At 39.2% G+C, this 25,956-nt stretch carries 18 protein-coding genes and 3 pseudogenes; 14 read left to right on the top strand and 7 right to left on the bottom strand.

The features are described 5' to 3' along the window. Positions 1 to 11 precede the first annotated feature (11 nt). Both BWD162_RS06875 and BWD162_RS06870 read left to right on the top strand, forming a co-directional pair. On the top strand, positions 12 to 1,544 hold the full coding sequence (locus BWD162_RS06875) for a heme biosynthesis protein HemY (RefSeq protein WP_078705972.1): 1,533 nt from the start codon (positions 12 to 14) through the stop codon (positions 1,542 to 1,544). A gap of 112 nt (positions 1,545 to 1,656) precedes the next feature. Then, complete coding sequence (locus BWD162_RS06870; RefSeq protein ID WP_078705971.1) at positions 1,657 to 2,382, top strand: glutamine amidotransferase; 726 nt, start codon at positions 1,657 to 1,659, stop codon at positions 2,380 to 2,382. Positions 2,383 to 3,204: 822 nt separating this feature from the next. Here BWD162_RS06870 and BWD162_RS06860 read toward each other — a convergent pair. Then, positions 3,205 to 7,916 (bottom strand): annotated as a pseudogene (locus BWD162_RS06860) (NAD-glutamate dehydrogenase). 257 nt (positions 7,917 to 8,173) lie between these two features. Here BWD162_RS06860 and BWD162_RS06855 point away from each other — a divergent pair. The 4 genes from BWD162_RS06855 (at position 8,174) to rpsP (ending at position 11,414) form a co-directional block, all read left to right on the top strand. Next, complete coding sequence (locus tag BWD162_RS06855; protein WP_078705969.1) at positions 8,174 to 8,833, top strand: carbonic anhydrase; 660 nt, start codon at positions 8,174 to 8,176, stop codon at positions 8,831 to 8,833. Between the two features lie 241 nt (positions 8,834 to 9,074). After that, positions 9,075 to 10,637, top strand: coding sequence for a signal recognition particle protein (gene ffh, locus BWD162_RS06850; RefSeq protein WP_078705968.1), 1,563 nt, complete (start codon positions 9,075 to 9,077; stop codon positions 10,635 to 10,637). Between the two features lie 22 nt (positions 10,638 to 10,659). Beyond that, on the top strand, positions 10,660 to 10,938 hold the full coding sequence (locus BWD162_RS06845) for a chorismate mutase (protein ID WP_236824113.1): 279 nt from the start codon (positions 10,660 to 10,662) through the stop codon (positions 10,936 to 10,938). Between the two features lie 59 nt (positions 10,939 to 10,997). Further along, on the top strand, positions 10,998 to 11,414 hold the full coding sequence (gene rpsP / locus BWD162_RS06840; RefSeq protein ID WP_078705967.1) for a 30S ribosomal protein S16: 417 nt from the start codon (positions 10,998 to 11,000) through the stop codon (positions 11,412 to 11,414). Between the two features lie 136 nt (positions 11,415 to 11,550). Here the strand turns inward: rpsP and BWD162_RS06835 are convergent, their stop codons facing one another. Then, on the bottom strand, positions 11,551 to 11,781 hold the full coding sequence (locus BWD162_RS06835) for a DUF1674 domain-containing protein (RefSeq protein ID WP_078705966.1): 231 nt from the start codon (positions 11,779 to 11,781) through the stop codon (positions 11,551 to 11,553). A gap of 81 nt (positions 11,782 to 11,862) precedes the next feature. Between BWD162_RS06835 and htpX the strand changes: the two genes are divergently transcribed. The 5 genes from htpX to BWD162_RS06810 all read left to right on the top strand — a co-directional run bounded on the left by htpX (position 11,863) and on the right by BWD162_RS06810 (position 18,182). After that, on the top strand, positions 11,863 to 12,918 hold the full coding sequence (gene htpX / locus BWD162_RS06830) for a zinc metalloprotease HtpX (protein WP_078705965.1): 1,056 nt from the start codon (positions 11,863 to 11,865) through the stop codon (positions 12,916 to 12,918). Positions 12,919 to 12,950: 32 nt separating this feature from the next. Further along, entirely contained in the window at positions 12,951 to 14,318 is a 1,368-nt protein-coding gene (locus tag BWD162_RS06825) for an RsmB/NOP family class I SAM-dependent RNA methyltransferase (RefSeq protein WP_078706173.1), read from the top strand. A 49-nt stretch (positions 14,319 to 14,367) separates the two neighbouring features. After that, the gene (locus BWD162_RS06820; RefSeq protein ID WP_078705964.1) at positions 14,368 to 16,092 is read left to right on the top strand and encodes a heparinase II/III family protein; all 1,725 of its coding nucleotides are present in this window, start codon (positions 14,368 to 14,370) and stop codon (positions 16,090 to 16,092) included. Between the two features lie 161 nt (positions 16,093 to 16,253). Further along, complete coding sequence (gene purH / locus BWD162_RS06815; RefSeq protein ID WP_078705963.1) at positions 16,254 to 17,870, top strand: bifunctional phosphoribosylaminoimidazolecarboxamide formyltransferase/IMP cyclohydrolase; 1,617 nt, start codon at positions 16,254 to 16,256, stop codon at positions 17,868 to 17,870. Positions 17,871 to 18,029: 159 nt separating this feature from the next. Then, positions 18,030 to 18,182 carry a DUF1127 domain-containing protein gene (locus tag BWD162_RS06810; protein WP_078705962.1) on the top strand — a complete coding sequence of 51 codons (153 nt, stop codon included), beginning with the start codon at positions 18,030 to 18,032 and terminating at the stop codon, positions 18,180 to 18,182. Between the two features lie 297 nt (positions 18,183 to 18,479). On the opposite strand, the gene BWD162_RS06805 is transcribed toward BWD162_RS06810, so the two are convergent. Then, a complete protein-coding gene (locus BWD162_RS06805; RefSeq protein ID WP_078705961.1) occupies positions 18,480 to 19,250 on the bottom strand; it encodes an SURF1 family protein in 771 nt (256 codons plus the stop codon). Between the two features lie 346 nt (positions 19,251 to 19,596). Between BWD162_RS06805 and rpmB the strand changes: the two genes are divergently transcribed. Both rpmB and BWD162_RS06795 read left to right on the top strand, forming a co-directional pair. Further along, positions 19,597 to 19,890, top strand: a complete 294-nt coding sequence (rpmB, locus tag BWD162_RS06800) for a 50S ribosomal protein L28 (RefSeq protein WP_078705960.1) — start codon at positions 19,597 to 19,599, stop codon at positions 19,888 to 19,890. A 120-nt stretch (positions 19,891 to 20,010) separates the two neighbouring features. After that, positions 20,011 to 20,661, top strand: coding sequence for a VUT family protein (locus BWD162_RS06795; protein WP_078705959.1), 651 nt, complete (start codon positions 20,011 to 20,013; stop codon positions 20,659 to 20,661). A gap of 161 nt (positions 20,662 to 20,822) precedes the next feature. Here BWD162_RS06795 and cobT read toward each other — a convergent pair. The 3 genes and pseudogenes from cobT to BWD162_RS06780 form a co-directional block, all read right to left on the bottom strand. Further along, positions 20,823 to 22,729: pseudogene (cobT, locus tag BWD162_RS06790) on the bottom strand (cobaltochelatase subunit CobT). Positions 22,730 to 22,763: 34 nt separating this feature from the next. After that, the gene (gene cobS / locus BWD162_RS06785) at positions 22,764 to 23,753 is read right to left on the bottom strand and encodes a cobaltochelatase subunit CobS (RefSeq protein ID WP_078705958.1); all 990 of its coding nucleotides are present in this window, start codon (positions 23,751 to 23,753) and stop codon (positions 22,764 to 22,766) included. A 194-nt stretch (positions 23,754 to 23,947) separates the two neighbouring features. Continuing rightward, positions 23,948 to 24,558 (bottom strand): annotated as a pseudogene (locus tag BWD162_RS06780) (J domain-containing protein). Positions 24,559 to 24,681: 123 nt separating this feature from the next. On the opposite strand from BWD162_RS06780, the gene BWD162_RS06775 reads away from it, so the two are divergent. After that, positions 24,682 to 24,960, top strand: a complete 279-nt coding sequence (locus BWD162_RS06775) for a BolA family protein (RefSeq protein ID WP_078705957.1) — start codon at positions 24,682 to 24,684, stop codon at positions 24,958 to 24,960. Here the strand turns inward: BWD162_RS06775 and BWD162_RS06770 are convergent. Further along, positions 24,957 to 25,955: a tyrosine recombinase XerC gene (locus BWD162_RS06770; RefSeq protein ID WP_078705956.1), complete on the bottom strand. Its 999-nt coding sequence runs from the start codon at positions 25,953 to 25,955 to the stop codon at positions 24,957 to 24,959. The two genes, BWD162_RS06775 and BWD162_RS06770, sit on opposite strands and share 4 nt — an antisense overlap. Position 25,956 lies beyond the last annotated feature (1 nt).

Here is a 25,956-nt window from a genome sequence, read left to right as displayed (position 1 = left end):
TGGAGCCAAGAATGATACGCGTTTTTATTTATATTTTTGTTGTTTGTATTCTTGGTGCAGCTTTTGGGTGGGGTGTTAGTCATAATAGTGTTGTGACCATAACATTTATGCAAACGCGATTATCTATTTCATTATTAGCTTTTTTAAGTGCGTTTATTATATTTTTGGGAATTTTATGGGGGCTTTTGTACATTTTTTGTTTTGCAGCTGGGGCTTTTTACAATTACTTTTATACACGCCGTCAAAGATACGGTCGTGAAGCTCTTTCACAGGGTCTTCTTGCAGCTTTTGTTGGTGATCATCTAACAGCGCAGAAAATGGGAACACGGGCGTTAAAATATCTTGAAGAAAATCATGAGCCGTTGATAAAACTTTTACAAGCTCAAACTCTAGTTTTACAAAAAGATTCTATTCGTGCTATTCATCTTTATGAGGAGATGAGACAAAAGAAATCAACAAAACTTGCTGGGCTTTATGGTTTATTTCGTGAGGCTATGAATACGAAAACTTATGAAGCAGCACAACACTACGCACAAGAGGCGTTTACTTTATCACCATCACTTGTGTGGGCTCACAAAGCTGTGCTTGATCGATTAAGTGCTGAGGGGCAATGGGACGAAGCACTTGATGTTTTTGAAAAAACCCAAAAAACTTTACCACGCTCTGCCCGTTTGACTGCAGAACGCAATCATATACATGCTCTGTTATTGAGTGGTAAGGCACTTCATGTCTTTAAGGTCCATCCTGTAAAAGCACGTACCGCCATTTTAAAAGCACATAAGTTGGTACCTGATTTTGGACCGATAACAGTTATAACGGCTGGTATTCTTTATAAATTAAATGAAACCCGGAAAGCTGATAAAATAATCATTGAAGCTTGGAAGAAAGATCCTCATCCTGATTTTGGTGCACTTTATCTTGGGAGAGAAAAGAGGGCTGTTGGACGTTTGAAAAAAGCTAAAAAACTGGCTTCTTATAATAAAAACACTTTTGAATCAGCTTTTCTTATTGCTAAAGCTGCTCTAGATGCAGGTGAGTTGACATTAGCAAGAGAACAAGCACAAAAAGCACTAAATTATCATCCTCGTGAAAGTGTGTATTTATTACTAGCAGATATTGAAGAGGTGCAAGGAAATGATCAGCGGTTAGTCCATAAGTGGCTTTCTTTAGCACGCAATGCAGAACGTGATCCGACGTGGATTTGTGATAATACTCTTTTTTCTTCTTGGTCAGCGGTTTCTCCAATAAGTGGACGATTGGGTTGTTTTGAATGGAAAGCACCTCCTCGTCGGTTTCCTTTAACATTAGAAGCTGATGACATTGTACTCAAAAAGGAAGACAAACAAAATATTGCTGAAATAGCTTTTAAGGATAATCTTTTAGATGAATGTCTGTCTAAAGAAAGTGATAATTCCTTTAAGGTTTACACAGGCAGGCAGGATGAAGAAATACTCAATCAGATCCATTTAGATGTTAATGACTCAAATATTAAAACAACGGAAAAAAAGATTTCTACATCAAAAAAGAAATTTCAATTATTTTAAAGAGAAAAGTTTAAAGTAAACTTTGTTGACAAAAATCATTTGTTTATGCTTTAGAAGCGCGCAGTTAAACTATATTGCTGCAATAATAACTAAAAAGAAATTTTTGGCAAAAATGTATTTTGGTAAAAAACAGAAAAATAAAAAGCCGAGAATTGCAGTGGTTTTACATCGTCAATCTTCATGCACTGGTCGCTTGGGACAATTTCTGCAACAAAATGGTTTTATTCTTGATACTTATTGCCCTGTTGCGGGACAAAAGCTTCCCGATACATTGGAACATTACGCAGGTGTTGTCATTTTAGGTGGTCCTATGAGTGTCAACGACAAGCAAGCATATATTCGTGAAGAAATTAATTGGATTTCTTTGTCTATGAAAGAGGATAAACCTTTTTTAGGCATTTGTCTTGGAGCGCAAATGTTAGCGCAAAATCTTGGTGGGCGCATTTGTGCGAGAGGTGACAAAGTTGTTGAAGTTGGTTGGTATCCACTAGAAGCAACGCCCCAAGGTAGAGCGATTATGGATTGGCCTGAAATGGTTTATCATTTTCATGATGAAGGTATTTATGATTTACCTAGAGAGGCAGTTCTTTTAGCAAGTGGTCAAACATACCCTGTACAAGCTTTTCGTTATGGAAATAATGCGTGGGGTTTGCAATTTCATGCCGAATTGACACAAGCTATGATGCAGCATTGGGTGGTACGTTCAGCTATGAAATTGACTAAAAAAGGTGCTCAGCCTGCTTATGCACATTTGCAAGGTCGCTTAATGTATGACAAAGCTTTACGCCAGTGGTTTAAAAATGCATTGCAGAAAATTTTTGGTGTTCCTGCTATTTAGATAATAAAGATTATTTTTGAAAATGATTTTTAAAAGGGACAATTTCGTTTTGTTGGTATTCTATCAATGGACATTAAAGTAAGAAGTTTTTTGATACTACTGTGATACGTTTGGCTCTTCAAAACAGGTCTTCATGAGGAAAGGTAAGGGAGAGAGGCTTATAGTTGAAAGGCTTGGAATTGCTATCATTTCATTATTTTTAAAGATCAAGGGTTTAAGGAAATATCTGTATGCAAGACAACCGAGGAAAATTTTAAAATTCAGATATTTTTGGGGTAATGCTGATAACAAGATTTCGGCATCTATTGGATCAAAAAATATAATAATAGTATTTTAATATTAAACGTGAGAATAATAATTTATCAAAGTATATTACTTTTGAGTTTTTTATTTTTACGATACCTTATTTGGTGGACCTTCTCAAAGCTGATAAGGCTTTATAGTGGAGTTTTAATGATGTGCCTCATATCTTAAAGAAGATATGGCAATAGATCATAAAGTTGATTAGAAACAGTGTTTATACGCAAGAAATGTTTTTTAAGTACAGCCAATTGATTTTCATGCAGAGTGGACGTATCTGGTGTAAATAGCTTTTTTCTTTTGACAATTAAGGATATTTGACAGCAAAATTTAAATTTCTGTTTTTTTGCATGCAAAATCCTTTTCCACTATGCAGTGTTTGCTTTCTTGTGCATAGTGCGTTCTTTAAGCTTTTTTTAGTTGATAGTTCAAAAATGAAAGCAGCCAGCTTATTGTCATTGTTGTAAGTCACGTGAGGGTGAATAAAACTATGTTTTTAGCCTGGCTGCTTTGCACACCACTTTAAGTTTGGAAAGCAGTGTTTTTGAGTTGTGTAATCATATTGGCTGCAAAGGTGAAGCGAGAAATATTGAGATCATTTTCAATAAGAGCACCAATTCGGTTTGTTGCATTGCAAATTTGATTTTCTTCTGTTTTGACCCATGCTGCAAATGGATCATTTTTATCACCGTAGTTTTTTAAGATTTTTATAACAATTTGTCGCACATTTTCAGCAATATTTTCTTTAGCTTGGCTTAAGACCATACCATCATAATAATCAAGAACAGGGATTGTTCGACTGGCATCATTAATGCGGTTTATGCGAATAATTTGAGTCAATGAAAAATAGATTTTTGCAGTTTTAGTAAGGTCACTTTGGCTTTGTTTTGCAATTAAAGAAATATCACAAATCATTGGAGCAGCTTCAAGAAGAGCTAATTGTTTTGCTAAAGTATTTGGTATTCCTTCTTCGCTATATAATGCTACTTTTTCTGCAATTTTTTCATGTATGTCTTTATTGTTGGAGTGCGTAAGCTGTTTTTCAATGGCTTTACGTGCTTGTTGAATTGTTATCACAAGTTCTTCTAGTGGCACGGATAAATCGATATTGAGCAATCCCCAATTGGTTGTTTCAAAGAGCATCGAGGTAATTGCTGCATAAAATTTATTTTGAACAACACCGGGTATTTTATTGTCAAAATTATCAATTTGGTCAGAAAGCTGAGGAATTTCAAATCCATCACGAATAGCAATGAAGACACGAATAATATTTTCAACTTTTTGTCCTGTTTTATCTTGCAGGCGACTAACAAAAGTAGGTCCTCCACGATTAACAATATCATTGGCAATAAGAGTGGCAATAATATCGCGACGCAATTGGTGATTAATAATTTCGTTTTTAAAACTTTTTGAAGTTGAGTTGGAAAATAGTTTAACAAGGTTGTATCGAAATAGTGATTATCAACAATAGAATTGTTAGTGATCTCTTCTTGCAACGTTAATTTAGCATAAGCCAAAATAACAGCTAGTTCTGGGCGTGTAAGGCTTTGACCTTGGGCCATCCTTTGGCGCAAAGTTTGATCATCAGGCAAAATTTCAACCCTGCGATCGAGTAGCTTTTTCTGTTCTAAATCGTGTATAAAGCGTGCTTGGTAAGGCAGGTCAATAATGCCACGACTTTCAGCCAAAAAAAGGGCAAGAGTTTGCAAATAATTGTTGCGTAGAACTAATTGTTCAACTTGTGGTGTCATTTGTTTTAAAAGCGTATCGCGTGCTTTACGCGTAAGTATTTGGGCACGCATTGCTGATGCAAGAACAATTTTGATGTTAACTTCAAGATCAGAACAATTGACTCCTGCGGAATTATCAATGGCATCAGTATTACACCGCCCACCATTTAATACATATTCAATACGACCACGTTGGGTAAGGCCAAGATTGGCTCCCTCACCAATGACTTTGGCACGTATTTGTTCGCCGGTAATGCGAAGTGCGTCATTAGCACGGTCCCCCACTTGAGCATCGGTTTCTGTTGTTGCACGTATGTAAGTACCGATGCCACCAAACCATAAAAGATCAACAGGAGCTTTTAAAATGGCTGAAATAATTTCAAAGGGTGTTCCTGTTTGTTTTTCAAAACCAATGGCTTGCGCAGCTTCAGGAGAAAGAGTAATGGTTTTTGCTGCTCGTGAAAAAATACCACCACCTTTTGACAATTTCGCCTTGTCATAATCTTGCCAACTTGAGCGGGGGAGTTGAAATAGACGTATACGTTCTGCATAGCTTTCAGCTATATTGGGTTGTGGATCAATGAAAATATCGCGGTGATCGAAAGCAGCGATAAGCTTTGTTTGTTTGGATAGTAACATTCCATTACCAAAGACATCTCCCGACATATCGCCAACGCCGACACAACTAAAGGGGGTTGTTTGAATATCATGATCAAATAATTCCCGAAAGTGTCTTTTGACAGCTTCCCACGCACCTTTAGCCGTGATTCCAATGGCTTTGTGGTCATAACCTGCTGATCCTCCCGAAGCAAAGGCATCATCAAGCCAAAAGTTACCTGCTTGACTGATTGCGTTTGCAGTATCAGAAAAAGTTGCTGTGCCTTTGTCTGCAGCAACAACAAAATAAGGATCATCACCATCATGGCGAATCACATTATTGGGGGCACTTATTTTGCCATTGACGAGATTATCAGTAATGGACAGCAAAGCTGTAATATAGTCAATATAAGCTTGTCTGGCTGCTTCTGCTACCACAGCGCGGTCGTTGGTTTGGGGAAGGTGGTGGGGATAAAAGCCACCTTTTGCACCAACAGGGACAATAACTGCATTTTTAACCTGTTGGGCTTTGACTAAATCTAACACTTCAGTGCGGTAATCTAATGCGCGGTCAGACCAACGAATACCGCCACGGGCAATAGGGCCAAAGCGCAAATGGACTCCTTCCACTTCTGGTCCGTAAACAAAAATTTCTCGATAAGGGCGTGGTTCAGGTAAGCCTTCAATTTGGCGTGGATCTAGCTTGGTTGCTAAAATACGCCGCGGGTTACCATTTGGAAGAGGAATAAAAGCATTGGTTCGTAAGCTTGCAGCGATAAGATTGCGATAGCGGCGTAAAATGAGGTCGTCATCCAAATTGGGAACCATCTGCAATTTTTCTTCGATACGCTGTTGAATGATCTGTTCGTTGTTTTGGCGTTCTTTCTCTTGGTGGCTTGGATGAAATTTTAAATGAAACAAAGCGTAAAGATCTTTGGTAATATCGGGGTAAGCATTTAAGGTTTGAGCGACACGTTTTTGTGAATAGGGAATGCCAGCTTGTTGGAGATAGCGTCCATAATGGCGCAAAATAACAATTTCACGCCAATCAAGTTGGGCAGTTTGTGTTAAGGCGTTAAAAGCATCATCATCGGCATTTTTAGCCCAAATGGCTTCGAAGGTTTCAGCGTGTTTTTGACCATTTTCATTAAGATCGATACAGGTTTGGAAAGCACTTTCCAGTTGCATATCATGAAGATACACATATTTTCCATGCCCATCTGGTAATTCAAGTGTTTGTTCTGCAATAACACGAAAGCCCATATTTTCAAGAAGTGGTACGCGTATAGATAGGGCAAGTGCTTCGTGGCGATGAAAGAGTCTGAGAGAAATATTGTGTTTTTCTTTATGATGGGTGTGATAAAAAATGACAAAAAGAGGCTTTTCATCATTAAGACTTAAAATATGATCTGCGTCTGCAATGGCATCTTCAGCTGAAAATAAGTCACGATAGCTGTTTGGGAATTGGCTTGCTAGAAGCGTTTGTTGTTCTGTTGCTTTATGGGCAAGGGCTACAGCTTGGACATTATCTTCCCAGTTTCTTGTTATTGAGCGAACATGTTGTTCAAGTGTGGTGCGTTCAATAACGGGAGCACTGTGGTTTCCTTTGCGGTGAATAATATAATGAATACGAATGAGTGTGCTTTCTAGGAAGAGCGGATAAGATTCAAAAAAATCACCTTCATAAGTTTCGACAAAATATGCACCAATTTTTTCAGGAATATTACTGCTGTATTGATCGCGTGGGACATAGACAAGTATGGAAACAAAGCGCCCAAAAGAATCAGTATGTGCAAGTACACGCAAACGTGGACGTTCATCTAATTGCAAAATAAGTTCAGCATTTTCTGTTAGTGTATCAACATCAGAGCGAAACATTTCATCTCTTGGATAAGTTTCTAAAACATTGATAAGTGCTTTTCCAGAATAGTCAGCCTGATTGTATCCAAGGCGTTGAATGATAGTTTGTGCTTTTTCTTTTAAGAAAGGAATTTGCAAAACAGAACGGGTATAAGCAGAGGATGTAAACAGCCCTACAATGCGTAATTCTCCACATACACGCTCTTCTTTGTCAAAAATTTTAATTCCAATATAATCTAACCAAATGGGACGGTGGATTTTTGAGCGGCTATTAGCTTTTGTCACAATAAGAAGGTCATTGTTTTCCATAAAGGATAAGACTTCTTGGGGGCGTTCTTCTACATGTGTATTGCCAATAATGCGAATGGAAGCATCTGTGAGAATGCCCAATTCAATATTACCGGTTTTCAAACTGTTTTGGGGCTCTTTGTTTTTAATGAAGTCATAAGTGCGCATTCCAAGGAAAATAAAATTATTATCTGTGAGCCAGTTGAGAAACTCAATGGTTTTCTCACCTTCTTTTTGGTAATTTTGCGGGAGGTTTGTTTGATAGGCATAGATGTGCTTTTTAAGTTCCTCCAGCATAGGTTTCCAGTCTTGCACAGCGGCATTGACTTGTTCAAGGACTAAGGTGAGTTCATCTTTGAGTGTTTTGGTCTTTTGTTTGCTTAATGCTTCAATATGAATTTGTATAAGGCTAATGCGTTGTCCAGAAGGGCAATCAAGAACAGGATGTGCAATTAGATAAATGTGGTTTGCTTGTTGATTAAAGACATTTAAGACAGAATCAAGCAGGAAAGGTTTGTTATCATTAACAAGTGTGATAGCAGTTATGGATTTTCCACTACGCGTCAGTTCTTTTTGTTCAAAGCAAATGGTGCTTTTTCCTGCTTGATGTAAGCTGAGTGCTTCAGCAGCAATAGCTGTAGCTTTTTCGAGTTCATCTTTTTTATAACAAGCAATATCTTCTTTATCGGTATGGGCAAAAAGGATTTTTGCTAATTGCTTTTGATTGTTCTTGATATCTAATGCTTTTTGTTTTGACATAGTTATATTCCCCTTTTTGCTCTTGGTGACCTTTTCTCCTCACAAGAGCAGGTCGTTTATGTCATCTTTATACTGTACCATTTTATTTTTGAATAAATAGTTATTTATTCAGATAATTATAAAATTTTTTTGCAGTTTAGAATGATGCTGTAAATTTTGGATAAACAATTGGTATAAGTGGAAGAATATTTTTATTGATATTTTTTCTATGAAAAAGTAGCATATCTCAAAAATATATATTAACAATAAATATAAAGATGACAGATCTCCCAGAAAGACTTTTAAATGGTTATCGGTCTTTTATGACCAGTCATTTTTCACAGCAAGCGGCGCGTTATCGGCAATTGGCAGAAGAAGGGCAGAGACCTGAGATTTTGATGATTGCGTGTTGTGATTCACGTGCGGCGCCAGAAACAATTTTTGATGCCAGCCCTGGTGAAATTTTTGTTGTGCGCAATGTGGCAAATTTTGTTCCACCTTTTTCTCCTGGTGATCAATATGATGCAACAGCAGCAGCAATTGAGTTTGCGGTACAGTCGCTGAAAGTTAAGCATGTTGTTGTTTTAGGTCATGGGCGTTGTGGGGGAATTAATATTGTTCTTGGTGAGGTGTATAAGCCTTTGTCATCAAACAATTGTATGGGACTGTGGATGGATCTTTTGGTCTCGGTCGGAAAAAGGGCTTGCTGTCGTGAATCAATGACTGAGATAGAGCAACAGGCTGCGTTGGAGCATTTTTCTATTCGTTATTCGTTGAAGAATTTAGAGACATTTCCATGGTTGAAAGAACGTAAAGATCAAGGTCTTTTGACAGTTCATGGCGCTTGGTTTGATATTTCAAACGGTGAATTATGGAGCTTAGAACAAGAAACGGAGCGTTTTGTACGCGTTGAGGAAAAATTGCTCACCCGGTCATAAATATCTTTTAGTCTTGCGTAATCTTTGCGTGCAAAGATGTGGTGTATGATCAATCTTGACAAAGAGTAGTTTTTGTTGTTTGAAGAAACAAGCATTCAGTAATAAGAATTAACTTGGAGCCACCGACTGGGACCCCACTTATTTAAGGGTATAAAAAGATCCCAGAGGTCAACATCCGATAACGCGTTGCGTCCTCGGATGCCATTTTGATTTGTTTATTATGTGGTTGATGAGGTAGATGATGTTTGAATCCTTACAGGAACGTCTTGGTTCCATTCTGTCCAATTTGACAGGGCGTGGGGCTTTGTCGGATCAGGATGTTGCAACAGCGCTGCGTGAGATTCGTCGTGCTTTGTTAGAAGCTGATGTTGCACTGGATGTGGTGCGTTCTTTTACTGATAGGGTTCGTGAAAAAGCTGTTGGCTCTGCTATTGTTAAATCTATTAAGCCCGGCCAAATGGTTGTTAAAATTGTTCACGATGAACTTGTGAGCATGTTGGGTAATGAGGCTGTCCTCAGTGATCTAAATGCACCAACACCGGTTGTTATCATGTTGATTGGTTTACAAGGTTCGGGAAAAACAACTACGACAGCAAAGCTTGCAAAGCGTTTAACCGACAAACACAATAAAAAAGTTTTGATGGCGTCGTTAGATACGCGCCGCCCCGCAGCACAAGAACAGCTTCGTCAGTTAGGAGAGCAGGCACAGCTTGCAAGCTTACCCATTATTTCTGGTCAATCTGCTGTTGATATTACTGCACGGGCAGTACAGGCAGCAAAATTAGGCGCTTATGATGTTTTGCTTCTTGATACGGCAGGACGCAATCATCTTGATGATGCTTTGATGATTGAATTGACTGAGATCAAGGCATTGTCGCTTCCTCATGAAATTATGTTGGTTGCTGATAGCCTTACCGGTCAAGATGCTATTCATCTTGCGCGTTCTTTTGATGAACGTGTAGGCCTTACAGGGATTATCTTAACACGAATGGATAGTGATGGCCGCGGTGGTGCAGCCCTTTCAATGCGTGCTGTTACAGGAAAGCCGATCAAAGCGATTGGGGTTGGTGAAAAAATAGATGCTTTGGAAGAGTTTCATCCTCGTCGTATTGCAGATCGTATCCTTGGCATGGGGGATATTGTTTCTTTAGTTGAAAAAACTGCTGAAACGATTGATCATGAAAAGGCGATGAATTTTGCTAAAAAAATGCAGGCTGGAAAGTTCGACCTTAATGATCTTGCAGAGCAGTTACAGAAAATGAAAAAACTTGGAGGTATGGGCAGCATTATGGGAATGATGCCGGGTTTGGAAAAGATGAAAGAGCAAATAGCAGCTGCAGGTCTTAATGATCATCTTTTAAACCGCCAATTGGCTATTATTTCATCAATGACATTTGCAGAGCGTGCTAATCCTGAGATTTTGAAACATAGTCGTAAACAAAGAATTGCTAAAGGGTCTGGTACAAGTGCGGCTGATATTAATAAACTTTTGAAAATGCACCGTCAAATGGCTGATATGATGAAAGCTATGGGGGGAAAAGGCAAAGGCGGTTTGATGGGAAAAATGTTAGGGGGACTTGGTTCCAAACTAGGATTTGGAGCTGGAGGTGTTCCTGGTAATATGCCTAATTTATCGGGAATTGATCCGGCCCAGTTATCGGTGTTACAAAAACAAATTAAAAATGGTAATTTAAGAGAGAAATTACCTGGTCTTCCTCAGAGTGGATCACCATTTCCCGGTCTTCCCAGTGGTCTTTCTGGGAATGGGGGGAAATTACCTCCGTTTCCTAAGAAGAAATCGTAAAGCAGAGAAAAAAGGAAGCGTGATGCAGAAGAAAATACAAGATGATTTGACGCGTTTACGAGCGTCTATTGATGATTTTGGTACGACACTAGTTCGTATTTTAGCAAAATGCTTTTGCTGTATACAAGCAGTTGGGGAGTTAAAAGCTCGTTATGCTTTACCTATAGTTTATGTGACGTGTGAGCAAAGTCAGGTTACAGGTTTGCGACAATTGGTTATGGACAATTGTCTTAACCCCAATTTTGCTGAAAGATTTTTAAATTTCACCATTAGAAGTGATTCATCATATAATTATTGCTGAAGGGCAAAGAAACAAAGAAAATGAGTTTAAATAAAAGTTAAAGTTGATCGGAGAAAAAGATGGCATTAAAAATTCGTTTGTCTCGTGGGGGCTCAAAAAAGCGTCCTTATTACCATGTTGTTGTTGCGGATGTGCGTAGTCCGCGCGATGGGCGTTTTCTTGAGCGTGTTGGTGCCTGGAACCCCATGTTGCCTAAAGATCAACAGCGCGTAAAGCTAAACGAAGAACGTATTCAATATTGGCTTGGTCAGGGCGCTCAGCCGACAGATCGTGTTTTGAGGTTTTTAGATGCTGCTGGTTTGAAAAAACGTCCAGCACGTAACAACCCACACAAAGGTGAGCCTGGTAAAAAGGCACAAGAACGTGCTGCTGCAGCAAAGCAAGCTGCTGAAGAAGCATCAGCTTCAACTGCAGAAGCAGCTGTATCAGAAGAAGCAGTCGTATTGGAAGAGGCGGCTGTATCAGAAGAAGTATGAGTGTTTTAAATCTCATCACAAGAGAAACATTGTGAAAGCTTATGTTTTAAGCAGGCAATCATTGCTTGTTTTTATCTGAAAGATGTTTGCTTGTCTTTAAAAGTGGTTTGGTTTTTGAGCCATCAATTTGAGTCTTTTAAAAATCAATAGCGCGGCCTTTGATTTCCCAGTCTCCATAGCGTGCTGGATCTTTCCCGCCGCGCCCACCATTTTCCAAAGGCATATTTTCATGGAGTACTTGTTTGCGTCTTTGTGCAGCCTCTTTGAGGGCACGTTGTGCTTCTGGGGGAAGGGGGTGCTGCTGCTTAAGGGAAGCTGGATTTTGTTTTGTTGCATTTTGTTTTGTTGCCTTGTCTTTTTGGTCCATTTTACATCTTTCTTCCATTGAAGAATCAAAAAATTCTTATCATATAGATATTATTACGCATTATCATGGAGTTTTAAAGCAATGAATATCCTACGTACAGCAATGCTTGTGGCTTTTATGACTGCACTTTTTATGGGGGTTGGTTATCTCATTGCAGGAAGCAATGGTATGGTTATTGCGCTTTTAATGGCAGGGGGCTTAAACTTTTTTTCTTATTGGAATTCAGACAAAATAGTTTTGCGTATGTATGGTGCGCGTGAAGTGGATCAGCATTTGGCACCCGTTTATTATAAAATTGTGCGTGAATTGGCGCAAAAAGCTTCTCTTCCACAGCCGAAGGTCTATATCATAGACAATGGGCAACCCAATGCTTTTGCTACAGGGCGCAATCCGCATAATGCAGCTGTTGTCGCAAGTACAGGGTTGTTAGAGCGGTTAAGTCCAGAAGAAATTGCTGGGGTTATGGCTCATGAGTTGGCGCATATTCAGCATCGTGATACATTGATTATGACTCTTAGCGCAACAATTGCAGGGGCAATTTCTATGCTGGGTAATTTTGCTTTGTTGATGGGAGGGCAGCGCAATTCTTCGGAGCATTCGCATGGTGTTGGGGTGCTTGGTGGCCTTATTGCTCTGTTTGTGGCGCCTTTTGCGGCTATGTTGGTGCAAATGGCTATTAGCCGTACGCGTGAATATGCTGCTGATCGACGTGGAGCTGAGATATGTGGTAATCCTTTATGGTTGGCTTCAGCTTTGAGTAAAATTGCAGATGGGGGACATATGGTGTATAATGAAAAGGCAGAGCATAATCCAGCAACGGCTCATATGTTTATTATTAATCCTTTAAGGGGTGAGGGAGCTGATAGCCTTTTTTCTACTCATCCAGCGACTGCAAATCGTATTGCAGCTCTTTGTAAGCAAGCCGAGGAAATGAATATATTCAAAGCCAAGAATATAGAAGAAGGTAAAAAGAGTATATTTTGTGAAAAAGGAAGTGATTTAGATTTAGAGAATGAAGATTTAAATTTTAGTGCTCAAAACAATACTCTTAATCGTCAGGAAAGGGGTACTTTTCGGCGCACAACAGATCGTCCTTCTTGGCTTCGTCATCAGAATTTTAAAAAACCTCGGTTATAATGTTTTTAAAAGGGAGGTGTAGAGGTGTTATTGTGCAAAATAAAAAAGCGGGATGTATGTCTGAAAAGAATATTCCGGGATTGGTTGTTCGCCAAGTTTGTGCTCGTCTTTTAAGTGTGGTGCTTGATAAGCATAAGTCTCTTTCTGGTTTGACGGATCATGAATATGGACATCCACATTATTTAAAGCTTTCGCATCGTGATCGCTTATTATGTCGGGCTATTTTAATAACAGCTTTACGTCATCGAGGTCAGATTACAGCTGCTTTATCACGTTTTTTAAAACGGCCTTTGCCGCTTCAAGCATTGTCACTTCAGCATCTTTTACATATCAGTGCAGCACAAATTCTTTATCTTGATATTCCTGATCATGCGGCGATTGATTTAGCGGTGCAAATAGCTAAAATTGATCCCCGTACACGCCGTTTTTCAGGATTAGTAAATGCTATTTTACGCAATTTTGCACGTGAGGCGGTGTCTTTGCGTATGCAGGAGCCAACCATTAAAGATGTTCCAGCTTGGTTTGGGCAGCTGTTGGTGTCAACATATGGAGTTGATAAGGCGCATCAGATTTTAGCAATGCAAAACAAAGCACCATCACTTGATTTGACTGTGAAATCAGACAGTGTTGGTTGGGCAAGGCAGCTTGGGGGTATTGTTTTGCCTAATGGTTCGATTCGGCTTGATGCTTTAGATGGCCCTATTGTTAATTTACCAGGATATGCGCAAGGGGCTTGGTGGGTTCAAGATTTTGCAGCAGCATTACCTGCTTGTTTATTAGGAGATATTCGTGGCAAACGAGTTGTTGATTTTTGTGCAAGTCCCGGTGGAAAAACGGCTCAATTAGCTTTGCAAGGAGCAGATGTGACAGCTGTTGAGAGTTCGGTTAATCGGTTAGAGCGTTTAAAAGAAAATATGAACCGTCTTCATTTGTCAGCCCATTATTGGGCTGGTGATATGAGAGACTTTTATTCTGAGCAGCTTTTTGATGCGGTTCTTCTTGATGCACCTTGTTCTTCTACGGGAACGATACGCCGTCATCCAGATATTTTATGGACTAAATCATCTGACGATATCATCAAATTAACGGCTTTGCAGTATGATCTGCTTTTGACGGCAATTGCTTTTGTAAAAAAGGGTGGACGCATTATTTTTTCTAATTGTTCATTGGCAAGACAAGAGGGGGAGGATCTTATTGAAAAGATTTTGTCTACGCGTGATGATATTGTTTTAGAACCCATTTTAGCAGAGGAAATGGGTTCTATGAAGCATTTGCTATCTGCTGATGGTACTTTGCGCACAACGCCTGCTGATTGTTGCTATGGTAATTGTGATATTAAAGACCCACTGTTATTTGGAATGGATGGTTTTTTTGCAGCACGTTTACGCAAGGTGGCTTAATTAACGTTTCATTTACATAAATCGCCGACATTCACTGTGTTGATAAAGAATGACTGGAGAGATAAGCGTGGCGATTGCGGCGGGAAGTCATCAGGTAAAGACATCGGTTTTTGTGTATAAGATCCTACAATCTCTAAGACGTTTATGGATGGGGCCTTTATTTCGTTGGCGATTTTTGGGTTTTCACCCGCAGAAAATTTTAGCACATCCCATTGATTTACACTTAGCTGATTCAAAGGTAGCACATGAATTTTACCATGGCCGGTTTGCTTTTGCTGGTCGGGTCGTTCATTGTGGCTCTCTGTCGCCTTTTACAGTAGTTTCACCAACGCCAGAATGGGAAACAGCCCTTCATGATTTTCATTGGTTACGGCATATGATGGCAGCACGCAATCCATTGGCTATAGCACATGCGCGTTCTTTATTAGAAGATTGGCTTAATCACAGTGGTAGGAAAATAAAAGGGCTACCTTGGAGTGGGGGGGTTGTTGCGCGACGTTTAATTGCATGGATTTGTCATTCGCAAATATTGTTAGAGGGTGCAAGTGAACAGTTTAAAAAGCGTTTTTTACATTCGCTTGGTTTTCAATTTCGTTATTTGCGTATATCGATTCGCAGTATGGAAGAAAATGATCAGCGCTTACAAGCGGTGATCGCTTTGATATTTGCTTCTTTGGCTTTGCCTGTTTGTACTGCAACAAAGAAAAAAATGCAAACTTATCTTATCCGTGAGCTTTCTCGTCAAATTCTTATTGATGGGGGGCATATTTCACGCAGTCCTGCTATTTTGCTCAGTTTACTGTTGGATTTATTATCTTTGCGTGATTTTTACAAGCATAGCAATGAAGTACTGCCACGTATTTTAATTGATTCAGTTGAGCGTATGTTGCCAGCTTTGCGGTTTTTTATCCATGAGGATCAAACACTTGCACATTTTAATGGGGTTGGTCCTGTTATGTCGCAGAACCTATCAGCTATTTTAGATTTTGATGAAACAGGGGGAAATCCTTTTAGTCATGCGCGTTATTCTGGTTTTCAGCGTTTACAGGCCAATCAAACAACTGTACTTGCAGATACGGGAAAATTTCCACCACATTTTGCTTCAGAACATGCTTGTTCGGGATGCCTGTCATTTGAGATGTCTTCTCAAGGAAACCGTTTTATTATCAATGCGGGTATTGCTTCTTATGGGGGTGAAGAGTATCGGCATTTCGGGCGTATCACAGCGGCACATTCAACGGCAACAGTCAATGATTGTTCGGTGGGTGTCTTTCGCAAAAAAAAGGGCCAAAATACTTCCCTGTTACTTGAAGGACCGACGGATGTTAAAATACAACGTATAGAAGATGCAGAAAGGATTGGTTTTATTGCATGCCATGATGGGTATGTGCGGTCCTTTAATCTTATTCATGAGCGCGGTCTTATTTTAACGACAAACGGAGCGATTATTGAAGGATTTGATCGCTTTTTCACGCCGCACACTGCTCGCTCAAATGGACGTAAGGCTGATTGCAATGAGTCTAATTGTGTCGCAGTTCGGTTTCATCTTCACCCCAAAGTGGAGGTCATCCATAATGGAGACAGTGTGCATTTGGCTGTGGAAGGTAAAAGGATGTGGCATTTTATGTCGTCTGATGCGGATATTTATTTAGAAGATTCGATTGATTTTGCTGAATTAGCAGGTCCGCAACGCACGCAACAAATTGTTTTATATTTCCGCCCTGCATTGACGGAAAAAGTTCATTGGCGCTTTGTCCGCCTTGAATCAGAGTAGGAGTATCCTACTAGTAGTGGAATGAAGATGGTTTTATTATTTGTGAATAAAAAGATTTAAGCGTTATATTATTCCAGTTTTTTGGGAGGAAATATATATTCTATAATAACATATTATAAATTTGCTTGAATTTTAATCCTTTTATTTTTAGAATCTTCATTATGGCCGCTATTTCAAAAAACTATTCTGTGCCTGATTTTCATCAGGTCCGTCGTACTCTTCTTTCTGTTTCTGATAAAGCTGGTTTGGTGGAGTTTGCACAGGCACTTCACGCTTATGGGATTGAGTTGATTTCAACGGGGGGAACATCCAAAGCGTTAAAGGATGCCGGTTTACCGGTAAAAGATGTTGCTGAAGTGACAGGATTTCCGGAAATTATGGATGGGCGTGTTAAAACACTTCATCCATTGATTCATGGTGCTTTATTGGGTGTGAGAGAAGATCCAGACCATGCAGCTGCTATGAAAGAACATGGTATTTGTGGAATTGATCTTGTTGTGGTTAATTTATATCCTTTTGAAGAAACAATTCAATCTGGAACAGATTCGCAAACGATTCTTGAAAATATTGACATTGGTGGTCCAGCGATGATTCGCGCGGCGGCTAAGAACCACGCTTATACTGGTGTTGTAACAGCAGTTTGTGATTATAATTTGGTTTTGGATGAATTAAAGAAACATAATGGGTGTTTAAGCTTTTTATTGCGTCGTCAATTGGCAGCACGTGCTTATGAGCACACAGCTTCCTATGATGCAGTAATAGCGGCTTGGTTTGCACAAGATTTAAAAATTGAAATGCCATCTTGGCAGAGTTTTTCCGGTCATCTTGATAGTGTGATGCGTTATGGGGAAAATCCGCATCAACGAGCAGCATTTTACCGCACTCGTGATAAACGTTTTGGGGTTGCAACCGCAACACTTTTACAAGGCAAAGAGCTTTCTTATAATAATATGAATGATGCAGATGCAGCATTTGAACTTGTGGCAGAATTTAATCCTTGCAGAACTGCTGCTGTTGCTATTATTAAACATGCCAATCCTTGTGGGGTTGCAGAAGGGCAGAGTTTAAAAGAAGCTTATTTAAATGCTTTAAGATGTGATAATATATCAGCGTTTGGAGGGATTGTTGCTTTAAATCGCCCCTTAGATGAAGAGTGTGCAAAAGAGATTGTTAAACTTTTTACGGAAGTGATTATTGCTCCTGATGCGACAATGGAGGCACGTGAAATTATTGCACAGAAAAAAAATCTCCGCTTATTGATAACGGGTGGTGTGCCTAATCCACGTTCTGAAGGGTTGGTTTTTAAAACACTTGCAGGGGGGGTTTTAGTGCAGTCACGTGATAATGCGGTAGTTGAGGATTTGAAACTCCAGGTGGTAACGAAACGGGCACCCAGCCAAGATGAGATGCGTGATCTTCAGTTTGCGTTTCGTGTTGTTAAACATGTCAAGTCAAACGCTATTGTTTATGCAAAAAACAGTGCAACAGTGGGTATTGGTGCTGGTCAAATGAGCCGTCTTGATTCAGCTAAAATTGCAGTTCATAAAGCTGAAGAAAACGCAAAAGGAATGGGTTTAACAGAACCTTTAACCAAGGGGTCTGTTGTTGCATCAGATGCGTTTTTCCCCTTTGCTGATGGTTTATTATCAGCTGCTGAAGCTGGTGTAACTGCGGTTATTCAACCAGGCGGGTCAATGCGCGATAAGGAAGTTATTGCAGCGGCTGATGCACACGATTTGGCGATGGTTTTTACAGGTGTGCGCCATTTTCGCCATTAAAATGTATGGTTTTTTATTTGTCAGCCGAATGAGAGAAATTTGGCAACATGCTCCTATGCCATAAATGCACGCCAGTTATGTGATTATAGCACAACTTATTTGTGAAATTTGCTCTATCTTATGAGTTTCAAGGGTTTAACGTAAGATTTGGGTAAAAACATGAATATTCTGCAGTCTTTTGGTTCTTGGTGCCGTTATCGTCGGACAGTTAAGGCATTAAATAATCTTTCAACATATGAACTTAATGATCTTGGTATTAATCGGGGTGATATTCATTCAATTGCGTGGCGTTTTTCGCGCAAATCTCTTTAATATTTGTCTTTGATAAGCACTTGCACTTGACCACTTGGGTGTGAAATTAAGGGGGGTGTTTTGATGAGGGGTTTGTATTTTCCTCTATTGTAGAAATAGGGGAAGAGAGCGAAAAAGAGGGTGTTTTCGTATCAACTTTGCAAGTTTATGAGGGGTGTTTCATTGAAAAAATAAATAAAGTCTGTAAAATTTTCAGCGCAATATTTGATGATATTTTAAGTGATGTATGCCCTTCTTAAAAGGAGGGCTGTTTTAGTATTTATTCATGAAATGGTAATATTTGAAGGTGTGTCTTTTTTAGTTATTATATTTTGAAAGTAGAAAAAAAGATGCACCCAAAACGCCAGCTGCTAAAATGAACCATGTTAGAGCATAGCTCAGGTGATTATTGTTAAAATGCACAACCGTTAGACCGACAATGGGAAGATTTCCTTGTGTAGTTATTTTTTGTGTGACGTCAATAAAATAAGGGGCCACATTGGAGAGCTCTAATTTTTGGGCCATGGCGGGGAGTTGGCGTGTATACCAAAGATTTTGACCAGGGTTATTTTTGCGTGGAAATATTCCGTCTCCCTCGCTCATACGTAAAAGACCAGTGACTGTAGTTTGCTCTATGTTCGTGGAAGAATGGGGATAAGGCGGGGAATTTTCTTGCTCAAAGTGGTGACGTGCATCCATAGGAATAAAACCACGATTTACAAAGGTCAAAGTATTATCGGCTGTTTGTAAAGGGGTCAAAACCCAATAGCCCGTGGTCTCTTGAGTGAGGGCTGTTATAAGAATATTTTTGTCTGTTAAGAGATTTCCGGTAAGTGTGACAGGGCGATATTCATCTTTATCAAAAGTAACGTGCTCCCATTGATCTTGGGGTGGTGCTTTGATGGGGGATAAGTGGATGCGCTGATTAACACTGGCGATGAGATTCGTTTTCCAGTTTAGTCGCTGTACTTGCCAGATGCCTAGTGCACTGAAGAGCAAAAAGAAGCCTATACATAAAATGCCAAGCAAGATAGAAAAAAAACTTATATTTTTCTGGGATTTTGTCGGAGATTGATTCATCTTGATCATTATTAATGCTCTTTAACATGTTCAACATTTAAAGAAAATATTTTATGCATTTTTTACAAAAGTTAAGTAATATATTTGTCAAAAAAGGCAGCAATATAAGGCAGTAATATTTGGTAATCGAGCGAAAAAAATATACCTGATATTGGTGATGGAACTGCAAAATTGACAAAATAAGTATCAATAAGCACCAATGAGTATCAAAATACTTGACCTTTTAGTGTTAACATCTTATAAACCCGACATTTCCAATGATGCTTGTTCAAGGCTGAGTTTGGTGCGCTTGGCGCCCGTTTTGTATCGCTGGATTTGGAATTTAAAAGTTTCTTAAAGTTTAAAGGTGAAGTCTATGTCTCGTACCTGCGAATTAACAGGAAAAGCAGTCCAGTATGGGAATAATGTGAGTCATGCCAATAATAAAACGCGTCGTCGTTTTTTGCCAAATCTTTGCAATGTGACATTAATTTCGGAAGTGCTTCAGCAAAGTTACCGTTTGCGTATTTCAGCGTATGCTTTACGTTCAGTTGAGCATCGTGGTGGTCTTGATTGCTTTTTGGTGAAAGCTGATGATAAAGAATTGTCGCAACGTGCGCGTTTATTAAAGCGCCAGATCATGAAGAAAAAGGCTGAACAAGCAGCTTGATTGATTTTGGTTCAAAGCTGAATTAAATATTTGTTCTTGTTTTTTAAGGGTAAGTTTTAAGTCTTTGGTTGTTTAGCCACACTGTTGATTAATTCGAGTTTATACCTCAGGTTACAAGGAATGTTTTCAGCCTGTAAATCTTTAGCAGAGCAAAGAAAAAAGCATATTGTTTTTGCAAGTTTTGCAATGTGTTTGGCGGTGACTGCTTCCAATATTTTGGTTCAATATCCTATCTATTGGTTTGATTTGAATGAGATCTTGACCTATGGGGCTTTTACCTATCCAATTGCTTTTCTGATTAATGATTTAACGAATCGTTTTTATGGTCCATCTGCAGCGCGGCGTGTGGTGTATACTGGGTTTATAACGGCTTTTTTTGTTTCTTGGGTATTAGTTATGCCACGGCTTGCAATTGCTTCTAGTATGGCGTTTTTATTTGCGCAATTACTGGATATTTTTGTTTTTACACCTTTGCGACGTAAGACATGGTGGAAGGCACCTTTAGCAGCAGCATTGGCTGGCTCAGCTTTGGATACAGTATTATTTTTTGCTATTGCTTTTTCTAGTCATTTTAGCTTTGTTGATCATATGACAGGTTATGTTGATGGTTCTATCGTGGATAACACAATGTTTTTTGGGTTTGACGTTCCAGTTTGGTTCTCACTTGCTTGTGGTGATTTTATGGTCAAAATAGTGATGAGTTTGGTTATGCTTGTGCCTTATGGTACAATTTTGAGAAGTTTTAGGGCTTCACTTTTATCAGAGCAGTAAAAAAAGCTTCTCTTTAGTTTTTTAAAATTTATCGTTAATTTATAAAAATGGTAAAGTTTTTAGTGTACTTGCTAAAATAAGAGCATTTGAAATGCATACTTATTGAGATGTTTGGTGCATGTAAATCATTTATCGTGGTTATTATTTTTTTAAAACGATGTTTATCTTTTGAAAATATTATGTGAGCGGCTAAGTTTTTTGGGGTCAAAGAGTGTTGCTAATTGTTTTGTCATGGCATCTGCTAGTTCCTCAGCGTTGACGATTGTCACGGCGCGTTGGTAATAACGTGTGACATCATGACCAATGCCAATGGCAATTAATTCTATAGGTGAATGTGTTTGGATTTCTTGAATGACAGCGTGCAAATGCTTTTCAAGATAAGAACTAGGATTAACAGAAAGTGTTGAATCGTCAATTGGTGCACCATCAGAAATGACCATGAGGATACGGCGAGATTCGTGTCGTAATAGAAGGCGTTGATGCGCCCAAATGAGTGCTTCACCATCGATATTTTCTTTGAGCAATCCTTCTTGCATCATTAGGCCTAAATTACGTCGAGCACGATGCCATGGTGTATCGGCGCTTTTGTAGATGATATGGAGCAAGTCATTCAAACGTCCTGGATTATCAGGTTTATTTTGGTTGTTCCATTCTTCTCGGGCTTGACCACCTTTCCAAGCTTTAGTGGTGAAACCTAAAATTTCAACTTTGACTTTGCAGCGTTCAAGTGTTTGCGCTAAAATGTCAGCACAACTTGCTGCAACAGTAATTGGTCGTCCTCGCATTGATCCTGAATTATCAATGAGCAATGAAACGACTGTATTACGAAAGTGTGTATCGTGTTCTCTTTTAAAAGAAAGCGATTGCATTGGGTCGATAATGAGACGTGCAAGTCGTGCTGTATCAAGGTGTCCTTCTTCAAGATCAAAATGCCAAGAACGATTTTGTTGAGCCATAAGACGGCGTTGCAGACGGTTTGCTAAGCGTCCGACAATGTTTTGGAGATGATTTAATTGTTTATCAAGACAGTGACGTAAGTGATCTAATTCGCTTTCCGAACAAAAATGAGTCGCTTCTAAAATTTCATCAAATTGACGCGTGAAAACTTTGTAATCGGCAAGTTTTTCCATTGGCTGGCAAGTATTGGAAGAATATTTGAATTTTCTTTGTTCTTTCTGCCAAGTATTCTCTTGCTTTTTTTGGGATGTATCATCATCGCTTAATTGAGTAGTTTGTGTTTTCTCTTTATCATATCTATCATTATTTTGGTCAGTTGTTTTTTGTTCTTTATTTTGAGAATATTTTGCGCTTTCGCTTTCTTTTTTATCTTGATTTTTTATTTCAAGATCATTGTCTGGTTTTTTATTGTGTGCTCCCTTAGAGTTTTCTGTTAATTGGTTGGCAATTTTCAATGTAATAAGCATTTGATGAGCAATATGTGCAAAAGCTTTTTGGTTATAAATATGATATGTAAGCTCATGCAGTTCTATTGCAGCTTTTTGTTCAATTGATTGACGCCATAATTCCAATATGGGTTCAGCTTCTTGTGGGGGGGGCGTTTTGTTATTTTTTCACGCAGTAAAAGTACAAGTGCATCTTCTAGGGGAGCTTCACTTTGATGGCGCACCATCTGGTAGTGGGTTTTTTGGTATTTATCGGCGAGCATTGTATCAAGATTTTGAGCAATTCCTTCCATTGCTAAGGTGCCGATTGCTTCAATGCGTGTTTGCTCAAGAGCGTCAAAAATAGCACGTGCTTCTGGTTGTGTTGGAGCAAACTGGGCATGAATATGGGGATCATGCCATGCTTTGTGCAGTGCTATGCAATCCCCTAGTGCACGGGTAATGGCGACATCTTTTTGTGTTATGTGTGGTGGTAACATTGGTGGATGGACATAATTGTCATCCATAGATGACTTGTTTTTGTTAAAAGTAACTTCAAAATTGCATGTGCTAGAAAGTGTACGGATGCAGACAGAAACGGCTTTTTTAAAAGCTGCAATGTCAAAGTTACTGTTGGGAAAGTGGTTTATTGGATGTTTGCTGTGGTTACCAACTTCTGCCGCCATAATTGACGCATTCCTATTCCTTAAAGATCAGACATTATAGATTGAGTGATTTAGATAAATTGAATGCTTTGGTAAGCTCTTTTCCAAAAGAACGTTGGTAAAATTCTGCAACAATTGAGTGTTCGAGTTCATCACATTTGTTAAGAAAGGTTAAGCGGAAAGCCAAGTCAACATTTTGAAAAATTTCAGTATTTTCTGCCCAAGTGATTACAGTGCGCGGGCTCATAACCGTTGAAAGGTCACCATTGATAAAGGCTTGGCGTACCATATTGGCGACATGCACCATTTGTGAAACTGTTTTTTTTCTTTGAGGTGTTTGGAAATGTTTGACTTTCGAACAGACAATGTCAACTTCATGGTCATGGGGTAAATAATTTAATATCGTCACAATAGACCATCGGTCCATTTGGGCTTGGTTAATTTGTTGTGTGCCATGATAAAGCCCTGTTGTATCGCCAAGGCCAATGGTATTTGCAGTTGCAAAAAGACGAAATGCTGGATGAGGAGCGATAACGCGGTTTTGGTCGAGTAGGCTCAATCGTCCTGAGGCTTCAAGTACCCGTTGAATGACAAACATAACATCAGGTCTGCCTGCATCATATTCATCAAAAACAAGGGCAATGTTATTTTGATAAGCCCAGGGCAAAATGCCATCTTTAAATTCAGTAATTTGTAGGCCATCTTTCAAAACGATGGCATCTTTTCCGACAAGGTCAATGCGACTGACGTGACTGTCAAGATTAATTCGAATACAAGGCCAGTTAAGACGTGCGGCGACTTGTTCAATATGTGTTGATTTACCAGTGCCATGATAGCCAGAAACCATAACACGACGATTAAAAGCAAAGCCTGCTAAAATGGCTAAAGTTGTTTGCTGGTCAAAAAGATAATCGGGATCTAAGTCAGGGACATGTAGGCTTTTTGCACTAAAAGCGGGTACTGTCATATCTGTATCAATATGGAATATATCGCGAGCGCAGACTGTGATATCAGGAACATCGATAGCGTGATTTGGTTTTGTCATTGTTTTTTGGCAGGATATCCACTCTTTATTATTTGAGTTGAAAAACAATACAAGACATCAATTGTTGATGCAATGCTCTGTACAAAGAGAGGGGATGGGGGATAAGGAGATCTATCACTTTAATATTTCATGATGTTTTTTAAATAAGAACAGCTTGCACTAAAGTAGATTACTTTGAACATGATGATCCTCCTTTAGCACAGGCCGGATTTCTTGAGTAAATTGTAGGCATGTAAAACATCACGGAAACGTTCTTCTGAAGAACGGTTACCACCATTGGCATCAGGATGATGTTTTTTGACCAATTCTTTATATTTTGTTTTAATATCCTCAGCTGAGGCATTTGCTTGTAACCCTAAAGTATCAAAAGCTTTGGCTTCCAAAGGTTTTAATTTTCGTGAAGTCGTACTAGTTGAGTGACGTTTGGTAAAAAATGAAAATGGGTCACGCATACGGTTTTGATAAGCTGCTGTTCCAGAGCGGATTGTCGCGTAGTAAGGAGACGTTTTTTTTGATGCACTATTGCTCCCAGCAGACCACGTAGGGCGGTGTCCTGTGAGGGCGTCTTTCTGAAAATTGGCGATATCTTTATCGCTAAAACCTGAGAAATAATTAAAATCTTTATTATAAGCACGTACATGATCAAGGCAAAAGTAAAAATATTGTCCTTCACGATTACGGCCTGCTGGTGCTTTGTGCACCCCCGTTTTTTCACACCCTTCCCATTGACACTGTCGGGCTTGTGGTTCTTTTTTTTATTGGAGCTGATACGAATTGAATCAAATAATTTAGATGTTGTAGCCATGTTTTTGGTTTATGCAAAATCGGTGCGTTTGACAAGGATTGACTTTGAAAATTTATTTTCATACTTAATGTAGTATCGAAGATAGCTAATTACACTATCCATTTTAGTGGAGAGTAAAAAAAAATGTCTACTGTGATTCAAACAGTCATCGAGACAAAGCTGTGTGATGCTTTTTGTCCGCAAAAGCTTGAAGTGATTAATGAAAGCAGTCTTCATGCGGGGCATCGTCATAAAGATGGTGTTTTTGATAGCCACGGGGAAACGCATTTTCGGGTGAAAATTCTCTCTTCTTCTTTTTCAGGCATGTCGCGGGTAGAAAGACACCGGGCAATTTATAAAGTTTTACAGCAAGAATTAGCGACACATGTTCACGCTTTAGCTCTTGAGGTTGAAGCTGTTTAAGATATTTTTTCTGATTCAATAATTTTTGAAGCACGAGGGTGTGCTTTTTGATAAACTTCTAATAAGCGGTCTGTATCAATATGGGTGTAAACCTGTGTTGTCGATAAACAGGCGTGGCCAAGTAATTCCTGAATGGTACGCAAATCTCCTCCACGCGACAAAAGGTGGGTCGCAAAAGAATGACGCAATGCGTGCGGTGTAGTCGTTTCTGGTAAACCAAGACGAGCACGTAAGTTTTGAACAAGACGTTGAATAATAGCCGGTTGTAAAGGGCCACCTCGAACACCACGAAACATTGGTTGAGTATTCACTAAAGAATAAGGGCAGCATTTAAGATAAGTCTCTACCATGTCATAGACGGTTTTAATTAATGGAACTAGACGTGTTTTCCCCCCTTTTCCTATTACAGATAGACTTGTTATCTCTGGATCAGAAAATTGTTCCGGTGTAAGTGCTAAGGCCTCTGATATTCGCATTCCGCAGCCGTAAAGGAGCGCTAAAACAGCAACATTACGAGCAATAATCCACGGTTCATCTTCTTGTTGATTTTCTGGTTTGATTATATGCAGTGCTGCTTGTACGTTCAAAGGCTTAGGCAAAAGCTTTGGGTGTTTTGGTGTACGAATAAGTTTAGCAGCTAGGGTATCAACGATCCCTTCACGCGATAAGTAATTGAAAAAAGAGCGCAAACTCACCACACTTCGGCTTAAAGAGCGCGCACTTATTTTTAGTGTACGACGATAAGCCAAATAAGCACGCAAATCAGCAACACACAAATTAGCAAGATCTTTGCAAGTTACTTCATGCCCGAGGTGATGACATAAAAAAATCAAAAACTGCCGCGTATCGCGTTCATAAGCTTCTGCTGTGCGTGCAGCTATACGACGCGTTTTTACAAGAGTCTCTAGCCAGTTTTTTCTTGCAACTAAAAGACCTTGCTCCGCTGGGATCAGAGGAGCATTTTGGCTTTTTTTATTATCATTATTGGGAGACATT

Source organism: Bartonella sp. WD16.2 (assembly GCF_002022505.1).
In the GTDB taxonomy this organism is placed as follows: Bacteria; Pseudomonadota; Alphaproteobacteria; order Rhizobiales; family Rhizobiaceae; genus Bartonella.
The sequence above is the reverse complement of the archived record's forward strand: the minus strand, read 5'-3'. Positions and strand labels throughout refer to the sequence as shown.

Bases quoted from the DNA above. Each gene is read 5' to 3' on its own strand.
- BWD162_RS06875 (WP_078705972.1), top strand. From the start codon at position 12: ATGATACGCGTTTTTATTTATATTTTTGTTGTTTGTATTCTTGGTGCA.
- BWD162_RS06870 (WP_078705971.1), top strand. From the start codon at position 1,657: ATGTATTTTGGTAAAAAACAGAAAAATAAAAAGCCGAGAATTGCAGTG.
- BWD162_RS06855 (WP_078705969.1), top strand. From the start codon at position 8,174: ATGACAGATCTCCCAGAAAGACTTTTAAATGGTTATCGGTCTTTTATG.
- ffh (WP_078705968.1), top strand. From the start codon at position 9,075: ATGTTTGAATCCTTACAGGAACGTCTTGGTTCCATTCTGTCCAATTTG.
- BWD162_RS06845 (WP_236824113.1), top strand. From the start codon at position 10,660: ATGCAGAAGAAAATACAAGATGATTTGACGCGTTTACGAGCGTCTATT.
- rpsP (WP_078705967.1), top strand. From the start codon at position 10,998: ATGGCATTAAAAATTCGTTTGTCTCGTGGGGGCTCAAAAAAGCGTCCT.
- BWD162_RS06835 (WP_078705966.1), bottom strand. From the start codon at position 11,781: ATGGACCAAAAAGACAAGGCAACAAAACAAAATGCAACAAAACAAAAT.
- htpX (WP_078705965.1), top strand. From the start codon at position 11,863: ATGAATATCCTACGTACAGCAATGCTTGTGGCTTTTATGACTGCACTT.
- BWD162_RS06820 (WP_078705964.1), top strand. From the start codon at position 14,368: ATGACTGGAGAGATAAGCGTGGCGATTGCGGCGGGAAGTCATCAGGTA.
- purH (WP_078705963.1), top strand. From the start codon at position 16,254: ATGGCCGCTATTTCAAAAAACTATTCTGTGCCTGATTTTCATCAGGTC.
- BWD162_RS06810 (WP_078705962.1), top strand. From the start codon at position 18,030: ATGAATATTCTGCAGTCTTTTGGTTCTTGGTGCCGTTATCGTCGGACA.
- BWD162_RS06805 (WP_078705961.1), bottom strand. From the start codon at position 19,250: ATGATCAAGATGAATCAATCTCCGACAAAATCCCAGAAAAATATAAGT.
- rpmB (WP_078705960.1), top strand. From the start codon at position 19,597: ATGTCTCGTACCTGCGAATTAACAGGAAAAGCAGTCCAGTATGGGAAT.
- BWD162_RS06795 (WP_078705959.1), top strand. From the start codon at position 20,011: ATGTTTTCAGCCTGTAAATCTTTAGCAGAGCAAAGAAAAAAGCATATT.
- cobS (WP_078705958.1), bottom strand. From the start codon at position 23,753: ATGACAAAACCAAATCACGCTATCGATGTTCCTGATATCACAGTCTGC.
- BWD162_RS06775 (WP_078705957.1), top strand. From the start codon at position 24,682: ATGTCTACTGTGATTCAAACAGTCATCGAGACAAAGCTGTGTGATGCT.
- BWD162_RS06770 (WP_078705956.1), bottom strand. From the start codon at position 25,955: ATGTCTCCCAATAATGATAATAAAAAAAGCCAAAATGCTCCTCTGATC.